Annotated in this window: 18 protein-coding genes; 7 read left to right on the forward strand and 11 right to left on the reverse strand. The window is 64.3% G+C overall.

The genetic code is table 11. The features are described from left to right. The first annotated feature begins 41 nt into the window (after positions 1 to 41). The gene (locus tag E1H16_RS09985) at positions 42 to 1,871 is read left to right on the forward strand and encodes an ABC transporter ATP-binding protein (RefSeq protein ID WP_243837819.1); all 1,830 of its coding nucleotides are present in this window, start codon (positions 42 to 44) and stop codon (positions 1,869 to 1,871) included. A gap of 71 nt (positions 1,872 to 1,942) precedes the next feature. Here E1H16_RS09985 and E1H16_RS09990 read toward each other — a convergent pair whose 3' ends face one another. Beyond that, positions 1,943 to 3,514, reverse strand: a complete 1,572-nt coding sequence (locus tag E1H16_RS09990; protein WP_134323734.1) for an ABC transporter substrate-binding protein — start codon at positions 3,512 to 3,514, stop codon at positions 1,943 to 1,945. A 127-nt stretch (positions 3,515 to 3,641) separates the two neighbouring features. Between E1H16_RS09990 and E1H16_RS09995 the strand changes: the two genes are divergently transcribed. Further along, on the forward strand, positions 3,642 to 4,436 hold the full coding sequence (locus tag E1H16_RS09995; RefSeq protein ID WP_134323735.1) for an SDR family oxidoreductase: 795 nt from the start codon (positions 3,642 to 3,644) through the stop codon (positions 4,434 to 4,436). Between the two features lie 82 nt (positions 4,437 to 4,518). Here the strand turns inward: E1H16_RS09995 and E1H16_RS10000 are convergent, their stop codons facing one another. From E1H16_RS10000 to E1H16_RS10010, 3 genes are all read right to left on the reverse strand, one after another. Further along, positions 4,519 to 4,839, reverse strand: a complete 321-nt coding sequence (locus E1H16_RS10000) for a hypothetical protein (protein ID WP_134323736.1) — start codon at positions 4,837 to 4,839, stop codon at positions 4,519 to 4,521. Between the two features lie 133 nt (positions 4,840 to 4,972). Then, the gene (locus E1H16_RS10005; RefSeq protein WP_134323737.1) at positions 4,973 to 6,037 is read right to left on the reverse strand and encodes an MBL fold metallo-hydrolase; all 1,065 of its coding nucleotides are present in this window, start codon (positions 6,035 to 6,037) and stop codon (positions 4,973 to 4,975) included. A gap of 95 nt (positions 6,038 to 6,132) precedes the next feature. Beyond that, positions 6,133 to 6,951 (reverse strand): DUF8083 family protein, encoded by an 819-nt coding sequence (locus tag E1H16_RS10010; RefSeq protein WP_134323738.1) that lies wholly within the window; start codon positions 6,949 to 6,951, stop codon positions 6,133 to 6,135. A 195-nt stretch (positions 6,952 to 7,146) separates the two neighbouring features. On the opposite strand from E1H16_RS10010, the gene E1H16_RS10015 reads away from it, so the two are divergent. Continuing rightward, on the forward strand, positions 7,147 to 7,368 hold the full coding sequence (locus E1H16_RS10015) for a DUF3073 domain-containing protein (RefSeq protein WP_134323739.1): 222 nt from the start codon (positions 7,147 to 7,149) through the stop codon (positions 7,366 to 7,368). A gap of 121 nt (positions 7,369 to 7,489) precedes the next feature. On the opposite strand, the gene purM is transcribed toward E1H16_RS10015, so the two are convergent. Further along, positions 7,490 to 8,551 (reverse strand): phosphoribosylformylglycinamidine cyclo-ligase, encoded by a 1,062-nt coding sequence (gene purM, locus E1H16_RS10020; protein ID WP_134323740.1) that lies wholly within the window; start codon positions 8,549 to 8,551, stop codon positions 7,490 to 7,492. Positions 8,552 to 8,662: 111 nt separating this feature from the next. Here purM and E1H16_RS10025 point away from each other — a divergent pair, with 111 nt between their 5' ends. The 4 genes from E1H16_RS10025 to E1H16_RS10040 all read left to right on the forward strand — a co-directional run bounded on the left by E1H16_RS10025 (position 8,663) and on the right by E1H16_RS10040 (position 13,816). Further along, on the forward strand, positions 8,663 to 9,850 hold the full coding sequence (locus tag E1H16_RS10025) for an amino acid aminotransferase (protein ID WP_134323741.1): 1,188 nt from the start codon (positions 8,663 to 8,665) through the stop codon (positions 9,848 to 9,850). Between the two features lie 94 nt (positions 9,851 to 9,944). After that, on the forward strand, positions 9,945 to 11,723 hold the full coding sequence (locus tag E1H16_RS10030) for an HSP90 family protein (RefSeq protein ID WP_134323742.1): 1,779 nt from the start codon (positions 9,945 to 9,947) through the stop codon (positions 11,721 to 11,723). Continuing rightward, the gene (locus E1H16_RS10035) at positions 11,717 to 12,763 is read left to right on the forward strand and encodes a hypothetical protein (RefSeq protein ID WP_134323743.1); all 1,047 of its coding nucleotides are present in this window, start codon (positions 11,717 to 11,719) and stop codon (positions 12,761 to 12,763) included. The genes E1H16_RS10030 and E1H16_RS10035 overlap by 7 nt, the downstream gene beginning before the upstream one ends. A 6-nt stretch (positions 12,764 to 12,769) precedes the next feature. Next, positions 12,770 to 13,816: a hypothetical protein gene (locus E1H16_RS10040; protein WP_134323744.1), complete on the forward strand. Its 1,047-nt coding sequence runs from the start codon at positions 12,770 to 12,772 to the stop codon at positions 13,814 to 13,816. A 65-nt stretch (positions 13,817 to 13,881) separates the two neighbouring features. On the opposite strand, the gene E1H16_RS10045 is transcribed toward E1H16_RS10040, so the two are convergent. The 6 genes from E1H16_RS10045 to purL form a co-directional block, all read right to left on the reverse strand. After that, positions 13,882 to 14,121: a type II toxin-antitoxin system antitoxin gene (locus tag E1H16_RS10045; RefSeq protein ID WP_134323745.1), complete on the reverse strand. Its 240-nt coding sequence runs from the start codon at positions 14,119 to 14,121 to the stop codon at positions 13,882 to 13,884. Between the two features lie 12 nt (positions 14,122 to 14,133). Then, the gene (locus E1H16_RS10050) at positions 14,134 to 15,102 is read right to left on the reverse strand and encodes an SPFH domain-containing protein (RefSeq protein WP_134323746.1); all 969 of its coding nucleotides are present in this window, start codon (positions 15,100 to 15,102) and stop codon (positions 14,134 to 14,136) included. Positions 15,103 to 15,241: 139 nt separating this feature from the next. Next, positions 15,242 to 16,783, reverse strand: coding sequence for an amidophosphoribosyltransferase (purF, locus tag E1H16_RS10055; protein WP_134323747.1), 1,542 nt, complete (start codon positions 16,781 to 16,783; stop codon positions 15,242 to 15,244). Between the two features lie 105 nt (positions 16,784 to 16,888). Continuing rightward, positions 16,889 to 17,314, reverse strand: a complete 426-nt coding sequence (locus E1H16_RS10060) for a hypothetical protein (RefSeq protein ID WP_134323748.1) — start codon at positions 17,312 to 17,314, stop codon at positions 16,889 to 16,891. After that, a complete protein-coding gene (locus E1H16_RS10065; protein ID WP_134323749.1) occupies positions 17,307 to 17,693 on the reverse strand; it encodes a sterol carrier family protein in 387 nt (128 codons plus the stop codon). Before E1H16_RS10065 ends, E1H16_RS10060 begins: the two co-directional genes overlap by 8 nt. A gap of 2 nt (positions 17,694 to 17,695) precedes the next feature. Then, the gene (purL, locus tag E1H16_RS10070) at positions 17,696 to 21,607 is read right to left on the reverse strand and encodes a phosphoribosylformylglycinamidine synthase (RefSeq protein ID WP_134323750.1); all 3,912 of its coding nucleotides are present in this window, start codon (positions 21,605 to 21,607) and stop codon (positions 17,696 to 17,698) included. Positions 21,608 to 21,696 lie beyond the last annotated feature (89 nt).

Genomic DNA, 21,696 nt, shown 5'->3' on the forward strand with positions numbered 1-21,696 from the left:
GTCACTTAGCCGCACCGCACACCGAGAAAGGGGAGCCACCTATGCAACCTATGGGCCCCGTCGGCGGTCCCGGTCCGCTCGGCATGAGCGCTCGAATGAACCCGGCCGACCGCGCGCAACTCGACCGCTCACCAGTTTCCTTACGTCGCGTCACGACCCTCTTCCGGCCGTTTCGCGGCGTCATTGCGGTCGTCGTCGCGCTGATCGTCGCGTCCTCCGTGATCAGCCTCGCGCAGCCGTTCCTAGTTCGGACGGTCATCGACGATGCCCTCCCGCACGGCGACATCAGCCTGCTCGTGTGGGCAGTGGCCGGGATGATCGGCATCGCGGTCGCGGCGGCAGTACTCGGCGTCCTGCAGACCTACCTGTCGACCAAGGTCGGCCAGCAGGTCATGCACCGCTTACGAGTGTCGGTCTTCGACCACCTACAGAAACAATCAATGTCGTTCTTCACCCGTGAGCGCAGCGGTGAGGTGCAGTCCCGCCTGACGAACGACATCTCCAGCATGCAGAACGTGGTTACCACGACCGCGACTTCCATCGCCTCGAACGTGACCACCGCGGTGGGGACCGCCATCGCCATGGCCGCGTTGTCATGGCGGCTGTCCCTCATTTCTCTGTTCGTACTTCCTCCAGCGATCTATATCAGCCGTAAGGTCGCGCTGATGCGCCGCGACAAAACATCCGCCCTGCAAAAGCGCCGCGCCGATATGCAGACCCAAATCGAGGAGCGCCTATCGGTCTCCGGAGCGCTGCTGATGAAGACGCTCGGCGCAAACGGACGATCCAGCGAACAGTTCGCCGCGACCTCGGCCGACATCGCCGACCTCGAACTTCGTTCACAACTCGCCGGGCGCTGGCTGATGTCGACCACCACCGTCGTGTTCGCGACGATCCCCGCGCTGATTTACCTAGCGGCGGGTTTCCCCGCAACTTCCGGCGGGATGACGATTGGAACGCTGGTCGCGTTCACGGCGCTACAAACCACGATCTTCCGACCGATCCTCGGACTACTGAACGTCGGCGTCCAATGGGTCTCGTCGATGGCGCTGTTCAGCCGAATCTTCGAGTACCAGGACCTACCGATCGACGTGGCTGAACCGGCCAATCCGCGCTACCTCGACCCGAGCAGCGCGCGCGGCGACGTAGTCATCGAGCACGCGACGTTCAGTTACCCGAATGCCGCGAAAGCCGCAGTGGATGACGTTGACCTGCACGTACCCTCGGGCACCTCGTTGGCGCTGGTCGGTGAGACGGGGTCCGGAAAGAGCACCCTCGCCTCCCTGCTGTCGCGGATCTACGACCCGCAGCGCGGGCGGATCACCATTGACGGCGTCGATCTTCGCGATCTCACCAACGAGAACCTGACCTCGATCGTCGGCGTCGTCGCCCAGGAGGCCTACCTCGTGCACGCGTCTATCCGCGACAACCTACGGTTGGCCAAACCTGATGCCACCGACGACGAGATTTGGCGAGCGCTGGAAGCGGCCCAGATCGACGACCTGCTTTCGGGGCTACCCGAAGGCCTAGACACCCTCGTCGGTTCACGCGGCTACCGTTTCTCCGGCGGGGAGAAGCAGCGCTTGGCTATCGCGCGAACCCTGCTGCGTGACCCGCGCGTACTCGTCCTCGACGAAGCAACATCCGCCCTGGACAACGACACCGAACGCGAACTGCAGGCAGCCCTCGATGCCCTGGTCGTCGGCCGTACGACGATCACCATCGCGCACCGCTTATCCACCATCGAGGACGCCGATCAGATCGCCGTACTCTCGCACGGCCGGGTGATCGAACTCGGCACCCACACCGAACTCCTCGCCGCCGACGGACAGTACGCCCATCTCGCGGGCGAGGCCCTACTTACCTCCTGAACACAGATCTGCGGTGGTTTGGCGGTGGGTAATCGCAATTTCCACCGCTAAACCACCGCAGATTTCAGGTGCTACTCCGGCGAGACGGCGATGTACCGCAAGTCGGTGTAATCGGTCGCGGCATGCAGCCCGGTGACCGAATCATCTGCGCCGATCAGCCGGTTGGTCAGGCAGATCGGGATGATGTTGCGGACCTCTTCCAAGAACAGTTCGCTCCACTGGCTGTACAACTCATTGCGCACGTCAGGATCGGTCTCGCTGGCCGCCTGCTTACCGAGGTCCAGCATCTCCTGCGGCATCTCGCCACCCGGGTTGTACAGCGCGTCGGGTAAGAAGTTGCGATCCAGTACGCCGGCCGGGTCTGGCTGACCGGTGTAACCAGACACCGTCAGCGGCGACGTCTTGGCGAAGGCGAACTCCTCGAGGAGCGTCGCCGGCGGTCCGGGTTTGACGTTCATCGACATACCGACCTGCTTGAGCTGTGCCTGGATAACCTCGGCCAGATCCACCGTGTCGTTATCTGTCACGTTCGCGTCGTACGCCGTGCTCGGGTCAACCCCGGCTTCCTCGAGCAACTGCGTCGCCTTGTCCGGGTCGTACGGCCACTGGTCCAGCCCGTCGCCAATTTCTTCGGAGTAGCCAATCGTGCCCTTACCGAACATCTGCACCTGGGGGTCGCAGAATCCGCCGTACAGCCCCTCGGAGATGTCCTCACGATTGATCGCCAGGCTCATCGCCTCGCGCACCTTGGGATCGTCGAACGGCGCCGTGGCGGTGTTGATTGCCAAGAAGTAGATCAGCGGAGTCGGGCCCGCAACGATCACACGGTCATCGTCGATCGTCTTCGACTGGTCGACAGTGATCGCGGCTGCGGTCGCCTCACCGCTGGCGAGCGCGTTGTAGCGCGTTTGCGCATCCGGCATCGCGACTACGGTCAACTTGGCGACGCGCTGGGCCTCCGGATCCCAGTAGTCCGGATTTCGTTCCAGTACGACGCGGGTACCCGGGGTTGCCTCGATGACCTTGTACGGGCCCGTTCCGACTGGATTGCTCGCGAGCGTGTCTTCCTTGATCCCCTTCGGGGAGGACATCATCCCGGCTCGCGCCGAAAGTGACGACGTCACGGCACCGAGTCCGCTTTGCACATTCACCTTGACGGTGTATTCGTCGATCACCTCGACGTCGGTGACCGGCAGCAGCTCGGAAGCGATCTTGCTTCCCTCGGACCGGTAGTGGTCGAGATTCGTCTTTACCGCCTCGGCATTGAACGGCGTCCCGTCGGTGAAGTTCACCCCCTCACGCAATGTGAGCGTGAGCGACTTACCGTCCTCGGACGGCGTCCACTCGGTCGCCAGCATCGGTTCGAACTCACCCGCGGGGGTGCGGTAGATCAACCGGTCGTAGATCGGGGCCATGTAGTTTTGATCCAGCCCAGCAGCACTCGCGTATGGGTCGAAACTCGACGGCATCAAGGACTCTGCCATCACGAACTCGGCATTTTCGTCGTAGTCGTCGGAGGCTGGCACCTCGATCGGGAAGTCGTCGCGCGACGGCTCGTCCGAACTGTCCGGGGCATCACCGCAGGCGGACAGCGCGAGGGTAAGCCCAACGCCTGCCGCGAACGCTTTGAATCTGAATCGCATCGAGTACCGCCTTGAGGGTCTGAGGCTACAAAGTTCCCCTCAACCTATCGAGCGCTCACTCAACCGGCAACGGGCGGCGCGACAATGCGGTCACGGTTGGGTATCGCCAACGTGGCAGAGTACCGGCATGGATCAACTCAACAGAATGTTCGGCCTGGACGGCAAAGTCGCTATCGTCACCGGTGGGAGCCGCGGCATCGGTCTGATGGCCGCGCGCGGCTTACTCGACGCGGGTGCCCGCGTCTACATCGCAGCCCGCAAGGCGCAGCAAGTCGAAGAGGCCGTTGCCGAACTCTCGGCGCACGGGGACGTCGTCGGTACGGCCGCGGACCTATCTTCGCCCGAAGCGTGCCGTGCGTACGCGAGCGAAATCGCCGACCGCGAATCCAGTCTCGACATTCTGGTGAACAACGCCGGTGCGACCTGGGCCGCGGATATCGGCAGCTTCCCGGAAGAAGCGTGGGACAAGGTCTTCGATATCAACGTGAAGGCGCCGTACTTCCTCACCGAGGCATTGCTGCCACTATTGGAAAAGAACGCGTCCCAGGACGATCCGAGCCGCGTGATCAATATCGGCTCGATTGATGGCATTCAGGTGCCGCGGCATGCCGCGTTCCCCTACGGGCCAAGCAAAGCGGCGGTTCACCAACTCACCCGCGTACTAGCGTTCAACCTTGGCGACCGATACATCACCGTGAACGCGATCGCGCCCGGACCGTTCGAATCGAAGATGATGGCAGTGACGCTGGCTGCCCATGGTGACGCGATCGCGGCATCCTCTCCGTTGGGACGGATCGGTCGCCCGGACGACATCGGTGGCACGGTGGTGTATTTCGCCAGCCGCGCGGCGGCGTACGTGACGGGTTCGGTGCTGCCGGTGGACGGCGGCATCGCTACCACCGCGGGCCGAAGCACCGAGTAGACACCCAACGACCTATGGGGCGGCCCGCGAGACTACCGAACCGATAGCCTCGCAGGCTGCCCCACAGAGCGCTGCGCTGAAGTTAGCCGATGGCCGGGGGTTTGTTGCCGTACTTCTGGCGGACCTTGCCCAGGTGCCCGACGGCCATGGTGCCGGCGCCCGCGGCCAGCAGGATCGCCACGATGTCCATGAACGTTCCGCCCGAAGTCATGAGCAGAGCGACCAGCGATACACCGCCGACGGCGCCGACCGTCTTCCACTGAGAACTCACATAGCGGTTCACGGCTGAACCTGCGGCGCCACGCGATTTGGCGGCCTTGTCGAGCAACATCAGGTACGCCGCATCACCGGCGACCGCGAGAATGCCCGCGATCGCGACGAGAATCGCAATCAGATTGATCATGTTGTGCCTAACGGTTCAGGTCGGTCTGTTGTTCCTGCGGCTTCGCGAAGGTAGATATGACGATGCGGTGGGTCTGCCCGGATAGCCACTGCTTATTGCCGGACTGAACCCACCGCATGCGCACCGTACGACGTTAGGACTTCTCGACGACTCGCCAACGATTGGTCTCGCCCGGATCGGACTGCACTACCCCGCGCTGCTGCAGCAACTCGATGTGCGAGACGGACTCACCCAACGCGGAGCGACGCTCCGGGAACTTGAAGGTGTCCCACGACCGGCTCCACGACAGTCGCTGCGACACCTCCCAGGCGGTGAGGCCGGGCTGATCGCGCAGGACGCCGACGAGTTCGGCGAGCCGCTCCTCATGGTGACCGATCAACTCCGCGGTGCGGTCACTGATCCCCGAGTAGCGGTACTCGTGGCCGGGCAGCCCTTCGAGTTCGCCTAGTTCATCGGCGATGGTGCCGACCTTGGTCAACGAATCGAGGTACTTCGCCAGCGCGTCCGGCGGGTTGCTGGAGTGCACCGAGATGTTCGGCGTGATGCGCGGCAGCACATGATCACCGGTGAACATCACCTTGCGCGTGTTGTCCACGAAGCACATGTGCCCCGGCGTATGGCCCGGGGTCCAGATGCCATCCAACTCCCAGCCCGGCAGGTCGAGGCGCTGTCCGTCCTCAACGAGTACATCCGGCGGATGGTGGTCGACGAACGAACGGAACTCGCCAACGTCACGGTTCATCAGTTGGCGTTCTTCTTCAGGGACACCGTTGGCAATGGCATGGAAGTCCGATTCCATCTGCCACTTGACCTCCTGAGTGGGGTCAATCATCAACGTCGTCGCCTCAGCGCGGTGCAGCGTAATCCGCGCTCCGGTCTCTTCACGCAGCCGCTTCGCCAGTCCGAAGTGGTCTGGGTGCACGTGCGTGATCAGAATGTCTTTAATGTCGCTGACCGCGTAGCCGCCCTTGGCTAACCCGGCGGTCAATGCCTCGTAGGACTTCTCGTCATTCCACCCGGCATCGATAATCGCGATACCGTCGCGCAACTCAAGTACGTAGACCAACACGTATCGCAGTGGACGAATCGGGATCTCGACCGGAATGGACCATAAGCCCGGCTGGACCTCCTCGACGGGCGGCAACACCCGGTCGATCCATGCCTGCTTCTGCAGATGGCCAGTCACTTTCGCAGCCATATATCTCCTCACGTCGTCTGGCCTGACGGTATCTGACGCCCTACCAAACTCGTTCGCACCCCTCATCATTTGCGATGACGGGCGATCAGCGAGGTCTAGTTCCAGCCCTCCAGCCGTCCGACGTCCTCCCAGGTCGACGCGTATTCCCGGTAGGAGGCTAGCGACGAATCGAGGTCGCCCTCTTGCAGATATTCCAACGCGTCAGCAGCCACGGACATCGAATCATCGCCGTCCGGTCGGATCCGATGCAGCAGCCCGGCCAACGACTCGTAATCCAATTCGACCATCGAATCGAGGTCAAAGGTGCGTAGCCAGCGCACGGCTACATCGAGGTCGGAAATGAACGGCGTGACACCGAAGGTCTGCGAGATCAACTCGAGAGCACGTTCGCCGCGTCGCAGCGCATCCACGATGGAGGTTCGATACACGATCGACTCCAGCGTGTCGGTCGGCACGGCGTCCGATGGCGTGAACATCAGCGCCCACCAGAACGGGACCTCCCAACTGGCGGTGACGACGTGATCCTTGCCCTCGTCCTCGGTCGGCTTCGGGCGCAATTGCAGACCGGCAGCTTTGCGCCTCGCGGTCCGCCCCAGTACCTGGTCGCTGAGCGGGAACGGCAACTTCCATTCGGAGTCGACGATGGCTTGCAACGCGCGGTCACGAGTGTCCAGCGGACACACGACGATGTTCTCGCCCCATTCGGCGATCAGCGCCTCTTCGTCGATATTCAAGCGGTGAAAGTCGACCTGGGTGCCGACGACCGCGGACAACATTGCGTACCGTTCACGCTCCAACGCGGAACCTTGGCGACGCCGACGAGCCGCGTAGCGAGCCCATCGATTGCGGGCTGCGCCCTCGAAGGCGAAAATCGGTTCGTAGACCCGCAGAGAACTCCTGTACGACGCGTGCACGCCCCGAACGATACGAGCACTACGTGCCGCTGGGCGCCGATTTCGCGCTCAGCGGAATGAACGCGTCACCAAACGCGCCGTACCGCCGGGCCTAGGTGGGCGAACCGATCAAAGCCGGGTAGGCTGGTGCCCACGATATGACTAATGGATCCGGGACCGCTTTGTGCGGCCCGCTGCGTATGAGGGGGTCGAGCCATGGGGCGCGGCCGTGCAAAGGCAAAGCAGACCAAGGTTGCTCGCGAACTTAAGTATTTTTCGCCTGACACCGACCTGAGCGCGCTCCAGCGCGAGCTCGGAGGGTCGTCTGCTCAGCCCAGAGACGAGGCTGACTACGACGATGATCCGTACGCGGATCTCGCCGATAAGTACGCCGACTACAACGACGAGCCGGACACCGGCCGTCGCAGCACAGGCTGACTCGAGCCATCAGCACCGGCAAATAACAAATATCGACTCCCCGATGGGAGTCGATATTTGTGCGCTGCAACGTTGCGAGATCGCGAGCCCTGGGCGCTGCACCCCGGGCAGAGCATCGGCGCTAGGCCCGGTAGTCACCCACGAGCGTGGTGACCGCGGCGCCGTCAGCCTCGGCGATCTGGCCGCATACCCAAGATTCAATTCCGGCCGCCGTCAGTTGACGCACGGCGCCATCAGCGGCCGAAGCCGGCACCGCAGCGAGCATGCCGACACCGACGTTGAACGCGCGCTCCATTTCCTCGCGCGCGATACCGCCAGCTTCCTTGATCACCGAGAACACCGGCGGCAGCGCCCAGCTCGAGCGCTCAACCGTGGCACTGAGCCCGTCCGGCAGCACCCGCGGCAAGTTCCCCGGAATTCCACCGCCGGTGACGTGACACATGGCGTGTACATCGGTGCTCTTCAATAGCTCCAGCAGTGGCAACGTATAGATGCGCGTGGGTTCCAGCAGGGCTTCACCCAAGGAACGATCGAGGCCCTCGGGTGTGGCGAACAAGTCGAGACCGGTATCCGCGATTACCTTACGCACCAGGCTGTAACCGTTCGAGTGGAACCCACTGGAGGCCATCGCGATGAGCACGTCGCCGGCCCGCACCCGCTCGGGTCCGAGAACCGAATCGGCCTCGACGATCCCCGTGGCGCACGCGGCGACGTCGTACTCGTCCTCACTCATCAAGCCCGGGTGCTCGGCGGTCTCGCCGCCAACGAGTGCTGTGCCGGCCATCCGGCAGCCGTCGGCAATACCGCCGACGATCGCGGCGATCTGCTCGGGCACGACCTTGCCGCACGCGATGTAGTCCTGCAGATACAGCGGTTCTGCACCGCACACCACGATGTCGTCGACCACCATCGCGACCAGATCTTGCCCGATCGTGTCGTGCTTATCGAGTTGGCGCGCGATCGCGACCTTGGTACCGACACCGTCCGTCGACGAGGCCAGCAGCGGCTGTCGCCACTTGCTCACGTCGAGTCGGAACAGACCGGCGAACCCGCCGAGTCCGCCCACCACCTCGGGCCGGGACGCGGACGCGACCTTGGCCTTCATCAACTCGACTGCTCGGTCGCCGGCCTCCAGATCGACTCCAGCAGCGGCGTACGTCGAGGACTTAGAAACGTCGGTCATGCCCCTAGTCTGCCGGAGCGAGCCGCCGATGCGCCCCTCAGGGGCCGCGCTGAGGCGCATGTCTCTACACTCACGCCGTTATCGCGCACGTCACGCCTCTACGATGACGACATGGCACTTTTCTCCGGCATTACCGAAGCACCGCGCGACCCGATCCTAGGACTCACGGAGGCGTTCAACGCCGACCCTAAGCAGGAGAAGGTCAACCTCGCGGTGGGCGTGTATTACGGCGATAACGGCACCATTCCGCTGCTCGATTGCGTGCGCTCGGCCGAGGCGCGGTTGGCCGAGGCTCCGTCGGCTCGCGGCTACCTGCCGATCGACGGCATGAAGACGTACGACGCGGCCGTCAAGACCCTCGTGTTCGGCGAGCAGGCCGATGCCGACCGCATCGCGACCGTGCAGACCCTCGGCGGCACTGGGGCGCTGCGCGTCGGCGGCGATCTCCTGCGCCAGACATACCCGACGTCGAAGGTGCTGATCAGTGACCCCTCGTGGGAGAACCACCGCGCGGTGTTCAGCCGGGCCGGTTTCGAGGTCGAGACGTACCCCTACTACGACGCGGAGGCACGCGGGATCCGCTTCGATGACATGATCGCCGCGCTGCGCGCTGCCGAGGCAAACACCGTGGTGGTCTTGCACGCGTGCTGCCACAACCCGACCGGCTATGACCTCACCGACGAACAGTGGGACACCGTCATCGAGGTTGTCCGCGAACGAAACCTGGTCGCGTTCCTCGATATGGCTTACCAGGGCTTCGGCGCCGGGATCGCCGAGGATGGCGCGGTCATCGGCAAGTTCGCTGCCGCTGGACTGAACTTCCTCGCCGCTACATCCTTCTCCAAGAACTTCAGCCTGTACGGCGAGCGCGTCGGCGCCCTGTCGGCGTACTGCGCGGACGCCGGCGAGGCCGCGCGTGTGCTGTCCCAGTTGAAGGTCCTGATCCGCACCAATTACTCGAACCCGCCCACGCACGGCGCCGCTGTCGTGTCTGCCGTGCTCGCGGACGCCGAACTGCGCAAGGTGTGGGAAGCCGAACTCGGCGGAATGCGCGATCGAATCCGCGCCGTGCGTGCTGACCTGGTTGCCGGCCTACAGGCTGCGGGCGTCACCTCGGACGTCTCATACATCACGACCCAGCGTGGCATGTTCTCCTACTCCGGACTTGGCAAGGAGCAAATGGAGCGGATGCGCACAGAATTCGGCGTCTACGGCACCGATTCGGGCCGTATCTGCGTCGCAGCTATCAATGCGGGCAACATTGACCGCGTAGTGCAGGCGATCGCCGCGGTGATCTAGCACGCTCGGCCGGTTCTGCGGGGCTGCGAGTAACGCTCGACACTCGATAGCGTTACTCGCAGCCCGCAGAACTTCATGAGAGAGACGGACGGATATGCGCGAGCAGTTCCAGGTCAACCTGCGCGGCATCGTGGAGATACTCTCGCATCACCTCTACTCCAGCCCTCGGGTCTACCTGCGCGAATTGATCCAGAACGGCCGCGACGCGATCACCGCGCGCCGCAATCTCGATCCGTCAACCTCCGGGGCCATTCAGATCCGAGTGGACGCCACGAATGGCGCTCTGATCATCAGCGATAACGGCATCGGGCTCACCGCGGACGAGATGCGTAGTCTGCTCGCGACGATTGGCGCCTCCTCCAAGCGGTCGGACTTCTCGTCCGTACGCAGCGATTTCCTCGGTCAGTTCGGCATCGGTCTGCTGTCCTGCTTCCTGATCTCCGACGAGATCGAGGTCCGCTCGCGCAGCGCGAAGACTGCCGACGCTGGTACGGATCGCTGGGTCGGGTACGCCGACGGCACATTCACGGTCACGCCGGCCGACGAGCCGCTCGACTCACCCGGGACCGAAGTCGTGGTGCGTCCTCGCCGCGGGGAACATGAATGGACCAGCGCCGCGCGAGTGCGCACGCTCGCCGAAGACTTCGCTCGCTACCTCGAGGTGCCGATTCACGTTGACGGCGAGTTGGTGAGCCAGCAGATCCCACCGTGGCGGATGCCGCGCGAGCAGGCAGAAGCCTTCTGCCGTCGAGAGTTCGGGTTCGCGCCGCTGGACGTGCTCCCACTTCACTTCGACCTGCTCGGGTTCAACGGCGTCGCGTACGTCCTGGATTCACCTGGACGTATCGGCGATCGGGCCGGGGACACTGTTTACGCGCGTGGAATGCTGCTTTCGACGCGCAACGATCAATTGGCCCCACCGTGGGCATATTTCGTGCGGATCGTCGCTGACTGCGGTCCGCTGGCACCCACCGCATCGCGCGAAGCGCTGCAGGAGAATGCGCTGCTCGGCGACGTCAAGAAGGCGATCGGACGGAGGATCCGCGACCACATCGACGATATGTCCGCCGACTCCCCCGCCCGATTTGCGGCATTCTGCGACGTCCACGCGACCGGCCTACGAGCTCTGGCGGTCAACGACGACGAGATGCTGGACTTCGTCTGTCGGCACCTGCCAGTCGTCTCCACGGTCGGTCGCCGTCCCCTGGATGACCTGCTCGCGCAGTACGACGACGTCCACTTCGTTCGGTCCGTCGCGGAGTACGGCGGCCTCGCGGACCTGTCGCGCGCGCAGGGCATGGTGCTGATCAATGGCGGCTATGTCTACGAATCAGAGATTTTGGGCAAGGCGCAGGCTCGACGTCCTCAGGCGCGGATCTCCGAACTCGATCTACTCAGCGTGATCGACTTACTCCCGGAGCCACGCGAAGCCGACCGCCAATTGGCTGCGCGGGTCATCGCGGCCTGGGACGAGTTACCGATCTCGGCCGACGTCCGGCTCCGATTGAAGTCGTTCTCGCCGGTTTCTACCCCGTCGCTGTTCGCTCCCGGCCGCACGTACATGCCCGATGTCAACGAAGATCCCGATCCAATGGCTGACATATTGGGCGAGTTCGCCGTGGTACCCGAAAATGTCCCGCCCCAGCTGGTCCTGAACCTGCTCAGCCCACCGGTGCGTGCGCTGGGTGCGACATCGCGCGGTGACATCGCGCGCGACTCAATTCGCTCCCTGTATGGACTCGGACTGCTGTTGGCCGGACAGCAACTCGGCGAACACCAAGCCCTCGCCCTCAGCCAGTCCCTACACACCTTGATCGTCGCGGCGGCCGATCGACAGAACCCATCTATACAAGGAGACAGCGCGCCATGGTGATTCGCCACGACGATGAGTGGCCAGCCGACCTAGAGGACGTGCTCGACGATCTCGTCGAGCGCTACCTGGCTCTCGACACGCTGGATGACCCAGAACAACTGGAAGCAGCTGCGGAAGCGCTGTACACGGACGTGGCCGCCATCGAGTATCCGCAGCTGATGCTGATGGTGCTCGCGAGTTTGTACTCGTCCCAGTACGACCGCGATGCCGGGGCCGAATCGCTCGGGACCTACTTGCGAATGAATCGCATCATCGTCAAGCACCGCGACGCTATCGATCCGACGATCGCCGAAAACATGCAAATGCTGATCGTGATCGCCGCCGGGACGCTGGCTCAGATGCCCGACGTACCACTGTCTCGGATCATCGCGTTGCTGGATGCCGCCGAACAGCAAGTACGCGCCGCCGGCGATCCCCTGGATAACGTGCTGCTCAGCCGTGGCGTGGTGGCCGCGCTGTGCGGCGACTTGGACGGCGCCCGCACCTACCGTGAGCAATGGCGCGCCGCCGAGCCGTACTCCTCACCGGTGCCACGCACCGCTGCGCTCCAGATGGACGCGATCATCGCTCTGACGTACGACGCCGACCTGGCGCTCGAAATCATCGAGCGGTTCATGCCGTACGACGCGTTGGAAGAGAAGCACACGATCATGCTGCAGGCGCATCGCGCGTACAGCCTGGCGTTAGTCGGTCGGGCCCAGGAAGCCGAGCGCGAAGCGGTCGCGGTGATGTTGCAACACGACCCGGAACTGGTGCGTACGAGATCAACGCATCTCTACCTCTTGCGGGCGCTGGAAGGCAATCCGACGCTGGCGAACGCCGTCCTAGGATGGATGAGCGACGATCTCACCGAGGACTCAGCCGCCTCCGAGTACGAGACTCAAGCCGTCGCGGCGCGATACCTGCTGCGTTCACCCGAGACTCACGAACGCGGACTGGCGATGCGGGAGTTGGCGCTGCGTAACGCCGCGCTGTTTGACGCGCGCAATGGCAATACGTTCGTCACGGACACCGTCATACGCGATCACCTGGCGGCCTGACCGGCCATGGTGATCGCCTTCGATGACGAGATTCCAGCCGCACTCGAATCTCAGTTCGACGACCTATTCGAGCGATACGAAGCTCTGAAGCACCTCGACGATCCGCACGCGGTGACCGCGGCCGCCGAGTCGATTTACCGCGATGCCACCGAGCTCGACTACCCACAACTGATGGTGATGGCGCTTGGCAAGTTGTATTCAGCGCAGTGGGATCTAGGCGCGCGGGCGGAAAGTCTCACCACCTACGTCCGCTTCAACCAAATCGCGACGAAGTACCGCGCCGCGCTGTATCCCGACCTGGCCGGGATAGCTCGCCTGTATGTGGTGATCTCACTAGACACCTTGCTGGACATGCCTGACGTGCCGCTGTCTCGCATTCACGCACTCGTCGACACCGTCGAACAACAGTCGCGTGCCGAGGGAGATCCGCTCGATGTGGCGTACCTCTGCCGCGCGATCGTTGCCATGCAGACCGGCGATCCTGACGGCGCTCGGCGGTGGCGCGAGAAGTGGCACGCCGCCGAGCCGTATGATTCGGCCCTGCCACGCGTCGCCGCCGCCAATCTCGGCGCATCAATCGCGGGTAGTTTCGATCCTCAGCTTGCAGTGGCCGCCCTCGAAACCACCGGCCCCTACGATGCCATGCAGGAGCACGACGCCATCGCGCTGCGTTCGCACCGCGCCTTTCGGCTTGCGCTCGTGGGGCGCGTCGTCGAGGCCGAAGAGGAGGCGGTAGCAGTGATGCGGCAGTATCCGCACGATCTGATCGAACAGGAAGCCACACATATCAATCTGCTACGCGCATTGGAGGGCCGCGGAGACTTCGCCGAACTGATCTTGGGCTGGATGGCCGACGATATCGCCGCTGACGCCCCCGCTCGGGAATACGAGAGCCAGGCGATCGCGGCTCGCTACTTCCTGCGCTCCGCGCAGACCCGGGAGCGGGGGCTCGCACTTAAGGAGGTGGCGCTGCGAAATGCGGCGCTATTCGATGCCCGCAACGGCAACACCTTCGTCACCGACTCCATCGGACGCAATCACTTCAGCGACTAACTGCACCGGCGGCTACCGCTTGATCGCCGGTCGCGGTCGCTGGTCTCCGGTTGCGCGGATGTCAGCTATAACTGCGGATCTATCGGCGGACGCCCACGCCGCGGCAACTCTCCCATCGCCTTAGGGCTGCGATGCGCGGATTTCAACGCCTGCCGCAGAATCACCTCTATCTGGGCGTTGACGCTCCGTAACTCATCAGCGGCCCACCGCTGCAGCGCCTCGTGGACGGCGGGGTCGAGTCGCAGCAGTACCGATTTGCGCTCGGCCGACTTTCGTTTACGCGGCCGCGCGGCCTCGTCGTTCATCGGACATCCGGTCTAGTACAGCGATCCGGCGTTAACCACCGGAGTTGTACCGCGCTCGGAGCACAGCACTACGAGAAGGTTGGAGACCATCGTGGCGCGTCGCTCCTCATCGAGTTCGACCACTCCCTGCGCCTCCAAGCGCGTCAGCGCGCCATCAACCATTCCCACTGCACCCTCGACGATCTTCTCGCGCGCGGCGATAATCGCCGAGGCCTGCTGGCGCTGCAGCATAGCCTGCGCGATCTCCTGTGCATACGCGAGCGCGGAGATCCGCACCTCGATCACCTCGAGTCCGGCCAACGTGATGCGTTCGGCTACTTCGTCCGCCAGTTCGCCGGAGATGATGTCGGTATCACCGCGCAGGGTCACCTCGGTGGCGTCATTGTCATACGGGTGACTCATCGCGACATGCCGCAGCGCAGACTCGGCCTGGACGGCAACGAAGTCTTCGTACTCCTCCACCGCGAACGTCGCCTTAGCGGTATCCGCGACCTGCCACACCACGATGGCGGCGATATTGATCGGGTTGCCGTCGGCGTCGTTGACCTTCAACTCGTGGGTCTCGAAGTTGTGCACCCGCACGGACACCTTCTTGTGCGTACTCAGCGGCACGACCATCCGCAGACCGGCCTTGCGAACCGTTCCGATGTAGCGGCCGAAGAACTGCACAACTTGCGTCTGCCCCGGCGGCACGATGACCAGTGAGGTCCCTAGCAGGATGCCGATCAGCACCAGAATAATCCCACCGACCAGCGCGGCCACCGCACCGCCACCGCTGTCGCCGCCATCGAGGGCAATCGCACCGGAAACCACCAGCCAAGTTCCGAGTCCAAGCAAGACCAGCGAAATCACTAGGCCCGCGAACCCGTCAATCGACCAGGCCCTGCGCTCGCTCACATCAACCCGCGAGCCATCCGGGCCGACCGGAGTTCCCGCTGGCTGCCCGCCGGTTGAGTTCTCGTCATGCACCAACTGCGTCATGATGTGCTCCCTATCGTCGTGATATTAAAACGATATCACTTTATTGGCAGAGTGCCGAACAATAGAGAGCTAAGGCGCGAAGGAACGCACCTCAACAGAAGCAGGTCCGTCTGCCACCAGCAGGGAGGGCGAGAGGAACTCAGGGGCGGCGGACGGCGTCCTCGGCGCCACCGGAAGAACTCAAACTGGACAGGCCGTCGACGGGATCCACCCGACGCTCAACGCCCTCCAGCACGTGCTTGCCGATCAAACTGGCATCGGGCAACTCGATCGGATATTCGCCGGAGAAGCACGCCGCACATAGCCGGGACGGCGGCTGTTCGGTCGCCTTGATCAGTTGCTCGAGCGAGACGTAACCCAACGAGTCGGCACCGATCGTGGTCCGAATCCCGTCGTCGTCCAGCCCGTTCGCAATCAGTTCCGCACGGCTGGCAAAATCGATGCCGTAGAAGCACGGCCATTTCACCGGCGGTGAGGAGATCCGCACGTGCACCTCGAGTGCCCCGGCTTCGCGCAACATGCGCACGAGCGCCCGCTGCGTGTTACCTCGCACGATCGAATCGTCCACCACGACCAGTCGCTTGCCGCGGATCACGTCCCGCAGCGGATTAAGCTTCAGCCGGATGCCTAGCTGACGGATGGTCTGCGACGGCTGAATGAAGGTCCGCCCGACGTACGCGTTCTTGACCAAGCCTTGCCCGTACGGAATACCGGACTCCTCGGCATAGCCGATCGCAGCCGGAGTCCCCGACTCGGGAACCGGAATCACCAGATCGGCCTCGACCGGGTGTTCGCGCGCCAGCCTGCGGCCGATCTCCACCCGTGACGCGTGCACGCTGCGGCCGGAAATCGTTGTGTCCGGGCGCGCCAGGTACACGTACTCGAACACGCAGCCCTTCGGCTTCGGCGTCGCCCAGCGCTCGGAACGCAAACCGTCGGCGTCAATCGCGATCAGTTCGCCGGGCTCCACCTCACGCACGAACGAGGCGCCGACGATATCCAGCGCCGAGGTCTCAGAGGCGACTACCCAGCCGCGCTCCAGACGTCCCAGCACCAGCGGTCGCACGCCATGCGCATCGCGGGTCGCGTACAAGGTGTGCTCATCGCAGAACACCAGGCTGAATGCGCCGCTGAGCGTCGGCAACAGTTCCATCGCCGCAGCCTCGACGCTAAGGTCGGGCCGACTGGCCAGCAGCGCGGTGATCAGGTCGGAATCGGTGGTCGTACCGCTCATCCCGGGCACGCCGTACTCCGAGGCGCGGACAGCGAGTTCGGCAGTATTGACCAGGTTCCCGTTATGCCCCAGCGCAATCGAGGTGCCCGTCGTGGTGGTGCGGAACGAAGGCTGGGCGTTTTCCCAGTTCGAACCACCAGTCGTCGAATAACGGCAGTGCCCCACCGCGATGTGGCCGTTCAGCGTGCTCAACGTGGCCTCATCGAACACGCGGCTCACCAAGCCGATGTCCTTGTAGATGACGATCTGCGAACCATCGCTGACGGCGATTCCGGCCGCCTCCTGCCCGCGGTGTTGCAGCGCGTACAGACCGTAGTAGGCAAGCTTGGAGACGTCCTCCCCAGGCGCCCAGGCGCCGAAGACGCCACACTCCTCGTGCGGTACGTCGTCCTGCGCCGATTCCGGCTGCGCTACAGCGTCACGTTGCGATGCGTTTTCCAGAAGCACGGCAGTCCCTTAGCTGGAGGTCGCTTACCCGGCGAGTCTACGAGCGATTCGCGGCGATTGGCACCCGTTGTTGGTGTGGTTTTCACCTGCGCGCATAGATCACACTCACCGCCGGCGAGCGCCGAGCCACGCGACGAGGCACAACACGCTGGCACTGCCGAACAGCACCATCCCGGCCAGCCCGATCGGCATGAACCCGAAGTCACCATCCTGCTGCGGGCGCGTCGAGTCACCAATGCCGGTAAAGAAGTAGGCCAGGCTGATCAACGCCAACACGCCGGTGAGGCAGGCCACCAGCAAATACCCCATCCGGCCGCGAACATTTGGCCGACTAAAACTGTCGCGATCGTCCGAGCCGCCGACACCGATCCAGATTCCGGCGCCCACGGCCAGCCCACCGAACAAAGCCACCAGAAGTCCGAATAGAGCGCTGTCCGAGTTACTGGCGGCACCAAAGATGCCGGATCCGGTGGTCAGCGCACCGAAAACCAGGACGACGATCGCCAGCACGATCCGGACGTACCTATTCATCTACGAGTCCACGAATCGGCACCAGCGCCGTCAGGTCCGCCCGCGAACCACTCGCCGACACCCCCGCGGTGACGACGTCCTCCCACGCGCGCCGCCCGGTAGCCAACGCCAGCCAGGTACGCGGATCGAGTTCGACGACGTTCGGCGGGGTCCCGCGTCGGTGGTTCAGGCCCTCGACGCACTGCACCGCGACGTACGGCGGCACCCGTAATTCCAGTGCGCCGCCGGGATGCAGCGCCGCCAGATACCGTGCGCTGGCGCGCACGGCGTCGGCGATCGCCCCGCGTTCGGGCGCCACCGTGTCGTCGTCGAGCCAGCCCGCTACTCGTTCAACCGCGGCGCGGGCTTCGGCGCGGGTAGGCGGGGTACGTTTCGCCACGACTACCCCACATGTAGGCGCGCGTTGCGGAACATGCGCAGCCACGGGCTGTCCTGCGTGAGCGGACCGTCGGTCCAGGACATCTGCACATTTCGATGCACCCGCTCAGGATGCGGCATCATCGCGGTGAACCGGCCATCCGGCGTAGTGACCGCGGTCAAACCGTCGGGCGAACCGTTCGGGTTCGCCGGGTAACTAGTGGCGACCTCACCACCGGGAACGACGAACCGCGCCGCGCGCACTACCTCGCGCTCACTGCCGCGGTGGCGGAAGTCCGCCAACCCTTCGCCATGCGCCACGGCGATCGGCACTCGGCTCCCGGCCATTCCGTCGAAGAAGATCGATGGCGAGTCCAGCACCTCGACCAGCGAGAGCCGCGCTTCGTACTGCTCAGAGACGTTGCGGGTGAATCGCGGCCACGCATCAGCTCCCGGAATCAACTCTGCGAGCGCCGCGAACATCTGGCAGCCGTTGCAAATACCCAGCGCGAACGTGTCGGTCCGACCGAAGAAACTTCCGAACTGCTCGGTCAGCCGCTCATTGAACAGCACCGAACGAGCCCAGCCTTCGCCGGCGCCGAGAGTATCTCCATAGGAGAATCCGCCACAGGCGACCAGACCGGCCACATCGGCGAGGTCGAATCGTCCGGTCTGCAGGTCGGTCATGTGTACGTCGATCGCATCGAATCCACTGCGCGCGAACGCGACGGCTGTCTCGACATGCGAGTTCACGCCCTGCTCGCGCAGAATCGCCACCCGCGGCTTGGCACCGAGGTTGAGGTACGGTGCGGCAACGTCCGCCGACGCGTCGAACGTCGTCACCACTTCCAGAGAGGGGTGCGCGGCACCGACGGAGGCATGCTCGGCATCGGCGCAGTCCGGGTTATCCCGCAGGCGGCTAATCCGCCAGGACACCTCATCCCAGGCCGCGAATAGATCGTGCACGGCCTCATCCAGCACGCGCTCACCGTCAACGACGACGCGAACTCGCCGGTCACCCGACGGCGTCGCGACCACCGAGGTGAGATCGCCAAGTCCGTGCGCGGCCAGCACCTCGCGGGCCCGCGGCAACGATTCGTTCGGTATCTCCAGGACGGCACCGAGTTCCTCGGCGAACAACGCTCCGACGTCCGGCACGCTGATATCCACACCCAGCCCGGATGCGAAGGCCATCTCCACCAGCGTCGCCCACAGTCCGCCGTCCGAGCGATCGTGGTAGGCCGACACCAAACCGGCTGCGCGCAACTCGTTGACGGCATCGACGAGGCCGACCAGCCGTGACGGGTCGTCCAGGTCCGGTACGTCGCGCCCAAATCCGCCTCGGGTCACCGACGCCACGGAGCCGCCGAGGCGATTGCGTCCGGCGCCCAGATCGACGAGTACTAACGACGTATCGCCGCCCACCAGCAGCGGGCTGAGGGTGCCGCGCACATCCGCGAGCGATGCGAATGCGGTGACCACCAGCGAGACCGGTGAGATCACCTGGTGCTCGGTACCGTCGGCGCTCCAGCGAGTGCGCATAGACAACGAGTCCTTGCCGACGGGAATGCTGATACCCAGCTGTGGGCACAGCTCCATCCCGACGGCGTGCACCGTGTCGTACAGCGCGGCGTCCTCGCCGTCCTCGCCACAGGCAGCCATCCAGTTCGCGGACAACTTCACGCCGGACAAATCCATCGGCGCCGCGAGCAGGTTCGTGATCGCCTCCCCTACAGCCATTCGCCCGGACGCCGGGGCATCCACGGCGGCCAGCGGCATCCGCTCACCGGTCGCCATGGCCTCGCCGGCGAACCCGGAGTAGTCGGCGAGGGTGACCGCGACGTCGGCGACCGGAACCTGCCACGGCCCGACCATTTGGTCGCGATGCGTCAGTCCGCCGACTGTCCGATCGGCGATCGTGATCAGGAATCGCTTACTGGCCACCGTCGGGTGGCGAAGTACGGCATACGCCGTATCGCGCAACTCGGCGCCGCTGAGTGTCGTGGGGTCGGTGTCATCGCCGGTACGGCTGATCCGGCTCACGTCGCGGGTCATCCGCGGCGGTTTACCCAGTAGCACCTGAATCGGCATGTCGATCGGCTTATCGACGTCAGCCGTCGACCCGCTCACGTCAATGGGCTCATCGGCGAGCACCAACTGTTTATCGGCACTGGCACGACCGACGACGGCCACCGGACAGCGCTCGCGCCGCGCCAACTCCATAAGCAGCGGCAACGATTCGGGCGCGATCGCCAGGACGTATCGCTCCTGCGACTCGTTGCACCAGATTTCCTTCGGCGCCAGCCCGGATTCTTCCAGCGGAACGGCCGAAAGGTCGAACTTCGCACCCAGCCCGGCGTCATCGACGAGTTCGGGGAACGCGTTCGATAGACCGCCGGCGCCGACGTCGTGAATCGCGAGGATCGGGTTGTCGCTGCCTAGCGCCCAACAGTGGTTGATCACTTCCTGCGCACGGCGCTCCATTTCCGGGTTGCCGCGCTGCACCGAATCGAAGTCGAGTTCCGCGGCGTTTGCGCCGGACGCCATCGAGGACGCCGCACCCCCACCCATCCCGATCCGCATCCCAGCACCGCCGAGTTGTACCAGGAGCGAGCCGTCGCCGAACACGATCTTCTCAGTCTGTTCGGCGCCGATCGTGCCTAAGCCGCCCGCGCTCATGATCGGCTTGTGGTAACCGCGGCGTACGCCGTCCACGTCCTGCTCGTACACCCGGAAGAAACCACCGAGGCCGGGGCGGCCGAACTCGTTGTTGAACGCCGCCGCGCCGATCGGTCCGTCGATCATGATCTCCAGCGCACTCGCAATGTGTTCGGGTGCGGCGAGACTGCCGGTTTCCCAAGGCTCGAGGCGATCGGGCAGGTTCAAGTTCGAGACTGCGAAGCCGGTCAGGCCGGCCTTCGGCTGCGAGCCGCGTCCGGTGGCCCCCTCGTCACGGATCTCGCCACCGGCGCCGGTCGCGGCGCCGGGGAACGGCGAGATAGCGGTCGGGTGATTGTGGGTCTCCACCTTCATCAGGACGTGGACGTCGCCGTCGCGCGGCGCGTATCGGCTCGGCGCGTCGGCACGCTCAGGCAGCCAACGGCTACGGGCAGATCCAACCATGATCGACGCGTTGTCCTTGTAGGCGACGATCGTGCCGGTCGGATTCAGTTTCTCGGTATTGCGGATCATCCCAAACAGAGAAGTCTGCTGCGCCTGGCCGTCGATGACGAAATCGGCATTGAAGATCTTGTGCCGGCAATGTTCGGAGTTGGCCTGCGCGAACATCATCAACTCGACGTCGGTCGGGTTTCGGTCGAGATCGACGAACGCATCGACGAGGTAATCGACCTCATCGTCGGCGAGCGCGAGACCGTACTCGGCGTCCGCCCGTTCGATAGCCGCCCGACCCCCGCCGAGTACGTCGACGTGCTCCATCGGTTCTGCGGTACGAGGCGCGAAAAGATGGTCGAGGTCATCGGTCGAGGTCAGCACGGTTTCGGTCATTCGGTCATGCAGCAGCGCTGCCACCTCGACCCACCGCTCGGCCGTCAAAGCACCGTCGGCGTGCACGATCTCGAACTCGACGACCCGTTCGACCCGATGGATATCGACACCACAATTACGGATGATGTCGGTGGCCTTCGAGGACCACGGCGAGATCGTACCGAGGCGCGGTGCGACGACGAACGTGCTCGACGCGGGCGCATCACCGGTTTGCGCCGGTTCGCCGTACGTCAACAGTTCGACGACCTTCTGCCGCGTCGCCTCCTCGAACTCGGCGTCGCTGAGCACGAGGTGGATGTGTCGAGCCCGGATTCCGGTGATACCGGCTAACACGCCGTCGAGCCGGGAGCGCAAACCCGCGATCCGGAAGTCGGACAGCGCCCGGCCCCCTTCGATGACGGTGAGCACATGGGGGTGCGAGGGGTTCACAGCAGCTCCGAGGGATCGACGAAATGCCACTCCATTATCGCCCTACCGCCGGCGCGGTCGGAGTGTGAGTCGCGCTTCGTCAGCTGACG

The sequence above is a fragment of the Cumulibacter soli genome, assembly GCF_004382795.1.
GTDB classification, from domain to species: Bacteria; Actinomycetota; Actinomycetes; order Mycobacteriales; family Antricoccaceae; genus Cumulibacter; species Cumulibacter soli.

Excerpts from the sequence above, each read along its gene's own strand:
- E1H16_RS09985 (WP_243837819.1), top strand. The coding sequence starts at position 42 with ATGCAACCTATGGGCCCCGTCGGCGGTCCCGGTCCGCTCGGCATGAGC.
- E1H16_RS10000 (WP_134323736.1), bottom strand. The coding sequence starts at position 4,839 with ATGATCAATCTGATTGCGATTCTCGTCGCGATCGCGGGCATTCTCGCG.
- E1H16_RS10035 (WP_134323743.1), top strand. The coding sequence starts at position 11,717 with ATGGTGATTCGCCACGACGATGAGTGGCCAGCCGACCTAGAGGACGTG.
- E1H16_RS09995 (WP_134323735.1), top strand. The coding sequence starts at position 3,642 with ATGGATCAACTCAACAGAATGTTCGGCCTGGACGGCAAAGTCGCTATC.
- E1H16_RS10060 (WP_134323748.1), bottom strand. The coding sequence starts at position 17,314 with ATGAATAGGTACGTCCGGATCGTGCTGGCGATCGTCGTCCTGGTTTTC.
- E1H16_RS09990 (WP_134323734.1), bottom strand. The coding sequence starts at position 3,514 with ATGCGATTCAGATTCAAAGCGTTCGCGGCAGGCGTTGGGCTTACCCTC.
- E1H16_RS10015 (WP_134323739.1), top strand. The coding sequence starts at position 7,147 with ATGGGGCGCGGCCGTGCAAAGGCAAAGCAGACCAAGGTTGCTCGCGAA.
- E1H16_RS10045 (WP_134323745.1), bottom strand. The coding sequence starts at position 14,121 with ATGAACGACGAGGCCGCGCGGCCGCGTAAACGAAAGTCGGCCGAGCGC.
- E1H16_RS10050 (WP_134323746.1), bottom strand. The coding sequence starts at position 15,102 with ATGACGCAGTTGGTGCATGACGAGAACTCAACCGGCGGGCAGCCAGCG.
- purM (WP_134323740.1), bottom strand. The coding sequence starts at position 8,551 with ATGACCGACGTTTCTAAGTCCTCGACGTACGCCGCTGCTGGAGTCGAT.
- E1H16_RS10025 (WP_134323741.1), top strand. The coding sequence starts at position 8,663 with ATGGCACTTTTCTCCGGCATTACCGAAGCACCGCGCGACCCGATCCTA.
- E1H16_RS10040 (WP_134323744.1), top strand. The coding sequence starts at position 12,770 with ATGGTGATCGCCTTCGATGACGAGATTCCAGCCGCACTCGAATCTCAG.
- E1H16_RS10030 (WP_134323742.1), top strand. The coding sequence starts at position 9,945 with ATGCGCGAGCAGTTCCAGGTCAACCTGCGCGGCATCGTGGAGATACTC.
- E1H16_RS10005 (WP_134323737.1), bottom strand. The coding sequence starts at position 6,037 with ATGGCTGCGAAAGTGACTGGCCATCTGCAGAAGCAGGCATGGATCGAC.